This is a genomic window from Dehalococcoidales bacterium (assembly GCA_030698765.1).
Lineage (GTDB): Bacteria > Chloroflexota > Dehalococcoidia > Dehalococcoidales > UBA2162 > JAUYMF01.
This window is the reverse complement of sequence record JAUYMF010000071.1, coordinates 1-5,823: the sequence shown is the minus strand read 5'-3', so window position 1 is coordinate 5,823 and position 5,823 is coordinate 1. Positions and strand designations below refer to the sequence as shown.

General features: G+C 58.1%; 6 protein-coding genes. All 6 read right to left on the bottom strand.

Annotation, left to right across the window (positions count from 1 at the left end):
* Positions 1–105: 105 nt before the first annotated feature.
* The 6 genes from Q8Q07_03370 to Q8Q07_03345 all read right to left on the bottom strand — a co-directional run bounded on the left by Q8Q07_03370 (position 106) and on the right by Q8Q07_03345 (position 5,514).
* Complete coding sequence (locus Q8Q07_03370) at positions 106–609, bottom strand: rubrerythrin family protein (GenBank protein ID MDP3879332.1); 504 nt, start codon at positions 607–609, stop codon at positions 106–108.
* A gap of 61 nt (positions 610–670) precedes the next feature.
* Positions 671–1,531, bottom strand: coding sequence for a 4-(cytidine 5'-diphospho)-2-C-methyl-D-erythritol kinase (ispE, locus tag Q8Q07_03365; GenBank protein MDP3879331.1), 861 nt, complete (start codon positions 1,529–1,531; stop codon positions 671–673).
* The gene (rsmA, locus tag Q8Q07_03360) at positions 1,531–2,424 is read right to left on the bottom strand and encodes a 16S rRNA (adenine(1518)-N(6)/adenine(1519)-N(6))-dimethyltransferase RsmA (GenBank protein MDP3879330.1); all 894 of its coding nucleotides are present in this window, start codon (positions 2,422–2,424) and stop codon (positions 1,531–1,533) included. The genes ispE and rsmA overlap by 1 nt, the downstream gene beginning before the upstream one ends.
* A gap of 80 nt (positions 2,425–2,504) precedes the next feature.
* Complete coding sequence (locus Q8Q07_03355; GenBank protein ID MDP3879329.1) at positions 2,505–3,311, bottom strand: patatin-like phospholipase family protein; 807 nt, start codon at positions 3,309–3,311, stop codon at positions 2,505–2,507.
* Positions 3,302–4,921, bottom strand: coding sequence for an ATP-binding protein (locus Q8Q07_03350; protein ID MDP3879328.1), 1,620 nt, complete (start codon positions 4,919–4,921; stop codon positions 3,302–3,304). Before Q8Q07_03350 ends, Q8Q07_03355 begins: the two co-directional genes overlap by 10 nt.
* Positions 4,918–5,514, bottom strand: coding sequence for a hypothetical protein (locus tag Q8Q07_03345; protein MDP3879327.1), 597 nt, complete (start codon positions 5,512–5,514; stop codon positions 4,918–4,920). Before Q8Q07_03345 ends, Q8Q07_03350 begins: the two co-directional genes overlap by 4 nt.
* Between the last annotated feature and the right edge of the window lie 309 nt (positions 5,515–5,823).

Here is a 5,823-nt window from a genome sequence, read left to right as displayed (position 1 = left end):
CGGGATGGGATAGCGTCCCCGCCTCCCGGATTGCCACGCTTCGCTCGCAATGACAAGAAGTCCTTGTGGACAGCCTCACCAAGTGGGCCAGGTTAACTCTTCTCCCTATTCGAACTTCTTGAATCGGCTGCCGACGGTGCTGCAAATGGGGCATTTATCCGGCGCCGCCCCGGCAACCGTATTACCGCATACGGGGCAGACAAAGTAAGGCTCGTTCTTCAGTACCTGTCCCGCTTCCAGGGCTTTGAGGACGGCCTCATACATGCCGTGGTGAATTTGCTCAACCTGGTTGGCGTATTCGAAGCTGCGCTGCGCCTTCTCATTTCCCTCCTCTTCCGCTTTGGCAATGAAACCAGGGTACATCCTGGTGAACTCATAGTGTTCTCCCATGGCGCCGGCAGCCACATTATCCTTGATCGAACCCACGCCATCCATCACGTTAAAGTGGTTGCGGGCGTGGACTGTCTCGGCCTCAGCCACCGCCCGGAACAGGCGGGCAACCTGGGGTTGTCCTTCCTTGTCCGCTTTCTCAGCGAAGAAGAGGTAGCGGCGGTTGGCCTGACTTTCCCCGGCAAAGGCTTCCTGTAGATTTTTATCCGTGTCGCTCATTGTTTACCTCCATCATAATGTTGTCCAATAGTAATATTAAATCATGACAGAGCTTTTTTTTCTACCTGTCAATTGCGGATAGAGTCTCAGCCAGGTAACATTCCTGTCCTTGCTGCCGCAGGCGCTGGTACAGTCCTTCAGCCTCGTTCTCGTCTTGCGTCAGGGTAAATAACGCCGGGCCTGAGCCCGCCAGGTGAATCTCGGTGGCGCCAGCCTGTGCCATCTGTTCCCGGCAGGTATCCAGTCCCGGGAACTGAGTAGATGCCACCTGCTCAAAAGAGTTGAATAAAAACGACGACGTGAATTTTCCCGCCGATTTCAGAGTCTCCACCATCCGCTGTGTTATCTTTCCGTCGGTAAAATGAACAGGATTGAGGCTGTCGTAGAGTCGCTTTGTCTTCCCCTGCAGTACTGGCGGAGACGGGATAACCAGTACAATCCAGTGGTGGGGGAATGTCGGCAGGGGGGTTACCTTTTCCCCTCTCCCCTCGACCAGTGCCGTTCCCCCGTAAAGAAAGAACGGCACGTCCGAGCCGAGTTGCGCCGCCAGGGCACGCAGTCGCTCCGTTGACAACCCCGCCTCCCATAGCCGGTTAAGCCCGCACAGAACGGCGGCGGCGTCACTGCTGTCCCCGCCCAGCCCCGAAAGCAGAGGGATGTGTTTTTCGACCTCTATTGATACTCCTCTGGAACAGCCCGTAGTCTCTTGAAGCAGCCCGGTAGCTCTGGCTACCAGGCTTTTTTCAGCAGCCCAGCCCGGTGAAGTACATTTGAATTCGATGACATCGCTGGCCCGAAAAGATAGGCGGTCGGACAGGCTTGTCGTCTGGATGACGCTGAGGATTTCATGAAAGCCGTCCGGGCGTTCGCCAAGCACTTCAAGCGTCAGGTTCAACTTGGCCGGCGCCGGTACCGTCAGCATCAGCACTCTCTCCGGGTAGACACCCGCCACAGTCGAGCCCATTCCTCAAGGGTCAGTGTTTCCGCCCTCCGCTGCGGGTCTATATCCGACTCCGCCAGCAGGCGCAGCGTCTCGGACTTGGAGACTCTCAGACCCCGGGACAAAGAGTTGGCTAGCTGCTTGCGGCCAGCGGTGAATCCGGCGCGCACCAGGCTGAAAAAACCCTCCGTATCGGTCACCCCGGCGGCGGGACTGGAATACAGGGTGACTTTGAGGACGGCAGAAGCAACTTCGGGGACAGGATAGAAGCTGCTGGCGGGTACGTAGCCCACTATCTCCGCTTCTCCGTAGAGCTGGACGCTGACGCTGAGCAGGCTCATTTTGCCCGGCTGTGCCGCTATCTGTTCGGCTACCTCCTTCTGCACCATCACCACCATCAGTTGCGGCTTGACTGATGCCTCAAGGAAGTGGCGCAGGACGGGGGAGGTGATGTAATAGGGCAGGTTAGCCACCACCTTATAGTTCAAATGACCATTCTCTTCAGGGCGAGAGTGCTCCCGCAGTAGAGCTGCCGGGTCAATCTCTAATACGTCTTCATTGATGACGGTTATGTTGTGGAAGGATGATAATGTCTGTCCCAGCAGGGTTGCCAGCCGGTCATCCAGTTCGATGGCGAGCACATGCCCCGCCCTTCCCGCCAGTTCCGCGGTCAACACGCCCAGGCCGGGCCCTATTTCGATGACTGTATCGGCGGGGGTAAGCTGGGCGGCCGTCACAATAGACTCCAGCGCCTTCTCATCGATAAGAAAGTGCTGCCCCAGCTCCTTTCTTGCCCTGAGACCGGCCCGGCGCAGCAGGCTTCTGGTCCGGGTCAGGAGCGCCCCTTCTCCTGGATTGCGCTTTTGCCTTGTCATTTCCGTGTATTTTGTCACCTGAAATATTTATCCGGTCGGGACTTGCGCTGAGATTGAACGTTAAAAGCGGGCGGGACAGTTCACAGGCATTTTCTTATCTCCGGGATGGATCTCAGGGCGGCCTGTTCCCCCAGCGAAATACACTCTTCGGCGCGCCGGAAATCAGTGAAAGCGATGTGTCCCACCGGGGGCTCAATGACAACATCAGCGCCCGCCAGGCTGGACTGTACCAGGCAGTAGTTAGCGATATTGATTGTCTGTAGCATTACACTGAGCATGTTAGGCGCTCTGGCTTCTACCGAACGTCTTGTACTAATGTGAGGTACACTCACGGCGATGATAACATCAGCTCCCATCGCCTTCAGGCAGCTTACCGGCACCGGATTGACCAGACCGCCGTCAACCAGGTATCTGCCCCCCAGCCTGGTTACGGACATTACTACCGGAATGGTAATGCTGGCCCTGACCGCCTCCCACACCGGCCCCTGTCTGATCACTATCTCTTCCCCGCTATCGATATCCGTGGCGACACAAACAACGGGTATTTTCAGGTCCTTAAATTCAATGTCACCGGTGATTGATTTCAGGGTGTTTTGAAGTTTCCTGCCCCGGATAAAGCCGGTGCGGGGTAGTACTGGCTCAAAGAGCAGGGAGCGCCTGCGGGCCGCCAGCTCCAGCGCCAGTCTTTTGGTGCTGGCGGCATCGTTACCTGCCGCGTAGAAGGCGCCAATCAATGCCCCGATGCTGGTACCGGCAATCAGGTCAATGGGGATCTGCTCCCGTTCCAGTACCTGCAGCACCCCGATATGGGCCAGCCCCCGCGCCGCTCCGCCGCTCAGGGCCAGCCCCACCTTTTTTCTCGGTGTTTCGCTGCTCTCTATTCCCATAGCTCCTCGATGTCCTTTTCGGCGCGCTCGGTACCGGTAGTTGTGCCCGAGGTAAAGCCTTTATAAGACTCGGCGGAGCCGTACTCCCGTGTCCTGATCACTACCGGCATCGGCACGGCATGGCCGAAGATGAGCGCCTGCTGCTTCGATTCCAGGCGTGCCAGGACTGATTTAAGCTCGCTCTTGCCGGATATGCCGGAGAGCACGCTGTCAACGTCACGCTCATTGTCCAGCAGGCAGGATATCTTGGTGCCCAGCTGGGACATAACCTCGTCATCGATGCCGCTAGGGCGCTGGTCAATGACCAGCAGGGTAACGTTGTACTTGCGCATCTCGCGGGCGATGGTGCCGAAGATGGTCTGGCTGGCTACTCCCGGGTTGAGAAAGCGGTGCGCCTCTTCGATGGTGATGACCAGAGGGTGGGGCGGGCTGGTGTTCTCACCCAGCGCCTTTTCCGTCCTTTCCCGGTATTGAGCGTAAATGCGGCGGCTGAGCAGGTTCGCCACCAGGATGTAGGCGGTGATATCAGTGTACCTGCCGAACTCGAGCACCACGTTTATCCCCCGGTCAAGGTATTCCAGTATGCGCTGCACGGTATTGTCCGTGGAGTGGGGGGTCAGGAAGGGCAGCCGTTCGATGGTGTGCAGTCCTCTCTGCAGGTTCTGAAAGGTGCTCTCGTGGATGCTTAGTTCTTTGAGCACACCCTCCGTTTCCCCGGCGTCCGCCATGTCGAGGGTGCTCTGTAACCAGTGGCGGCCGAACCTCCTCGATAGCTGGTAGACCGCTTCCACAGCGGGCTCGGTCAGGTTCAAGGTCTGGCGCAGTAACGCCATATCCTCCGGCTCGATCTCGTCATAGCCTATCCTGACGACGAAGTCGGTGCTGACCTTGCGTCGCCTGGCGTTTTCCTCGTCAAGAGTGAAGACGGCCACCTGCTCCGGGAAGAGCTGCTTGAGCGCCTTGACGCTTCTGCCTCCCTCGCTGGTACCGGCCCACCCGTACTCGCTGTGCATATCGAAAATCAGGTTCACCGCGGCGCTCTTCTGGAGCATGCCGATGAGCAGTATCCGGGTCAGGAATGTCTTGCCGGTACCGCTCTTGCCGAAGATGCCGTTGGAGCGCTTGACCAGTTCCGGAAGGTCAAGGCAGATTTTGGTCTCCATGTCCAGGGGCGTGCCGATAAAGAACTTCCCTTCATCTTCCCCGCCGAAGACCAGCTCGATGTCCCGCTGCGATGCCGGGTTCACCGCCGAGAAATGGCCGGGGACGGTCTTCACCGGCTGCGGTCCTTCAATAAGGTCGGCGACATCCCCGCCGATGGTGAGCATGGGCAGAACGTGCAGCGTGCCGTAGGTGCTGGTTCCCGCCAGTACCTCGGCGATAAAGGGGTCGGCGACATCGGGCGGGGTCAGGGTAAGCTTCTGGTCAACTACTCCCAGGCTGACATCGGTTATCATGCCGAAGAAGCGCCGTTTTGCCCCCTCGATGGTGACATAGCGTCCCACGGCCATGTCCTCCACCGAAGCCGAGCTGTCCAGCCTTACCTCGACCCCCTTGGTCAGTGCGCCGGAAACAACCATCCCCAGACGCTGGTTTGACTCTTCAATCATGGCTGCAACCTCCCCAGGATGGCTTTGAGTCGGCCGAACTCCCCCCCGAGCAGTATTGCCAGTTCTTTACCGGCGGCTACCAGGAAGGGGGTCGGGGCTTCATGCACCTGGCTCATCCGGCGCAGCGCCGCGGCCGCCAGCTCCTCAACGGGGACGGGCAGATGAGTGTTCAGCAGTATGTTAAGGAAGCTGAAGGACTGGCTGAAATCCCTGACCTCCTCCGTGGAGCAGGGATAGACGAAGCCGTGGATGCGGGCGGGCCTGGGCGGCAGATAGCGGTATAATTTCCCGTCCTCCCGGTAGCCCACCACCAGGGCGTTGAACTCGGTGCGCAGCAGCTTGAGCAGTTGCGGACTCTGCCGGTAGACGGCTTCCTCGTCGGTCTCGTCCCGGCCGCGGGCGATAGGGCGGCGTCCCGGCTCAATGCTGGCGGTGGATGCCTGAGCAACAATGCCGTATAATTCCACCGCTGTAGCGGTGGTCTTGACCAGGCTCCCTAACGGCGGCGACTGGTAAAGCTCATAGCACTGCGCGGTGAAGTCCGTGGTGCTGGCTTCAATGATTTCCCCGACTCTGTCAGATTGTTCGACCACTCTTTCTCCTTGGTGTTATTTTATTAACCCCCTCCCCCTGTGGAGATTGTCCAAAAACAACAAACTGTCATCCTGAGCGAAGCGAAGGATCTGGGTTGGGGGAGGTATTTGGTTGCGTATCCGCCCCACCCCCAGATTCTTCGGTCGTTTCACTCCTTCAGAATGACATTTACGGACACCTTCCCCTTCATGAAAGAGAGGCGGAGCCTCTCTTAGACACTCTATTTCTTCTTCACTTCCTCTTTCTGCCCTGGTTTCTGCTTGTCTTGCTTGGGTTTCTTAACACTTTTTCTGCCTTTGCTGCCCATT

Bases quoted from the DNA above. Each gene is read 5' to 3' on its own strand.
- Q8Q07_03370 (MDP3879332.1), bottom strand. From the start codon at position 609: ATGAGCGACACGGATAAAAATCTACAGGAAGCCTTTGCCGGGGAAAGT.
- ispE (MDP3879331.1), bottom strand. From the start codon at position 1,531: ATGCTGACGGTACCGGCGCCGGCCAAGTTGAACCTGACGCTTGAAGTG.
- rsmA (MDP3879330.1), bottom strand. From the start codon at position 2,424: ATGACAAGGCAAAAGCGCAATCCAGGAGAAGGGGCGCTCCTGACCCGG.
- Q8Q07_03355 (MDP3879329.1), bottom strand. From the start codon at position 3,311: ATGGGAATAGAGAGCAGCGAAACACCGAGAAAAAAGGTGGGGCTGGCC.
- Q8Q07_03350 (MDP3879328.1), bottom strand. From the start codon at position 4,921: ATGATTGAAGAGTCAAACCAGCGTCTGGGGATGGTTGTTTCCGGCGCA.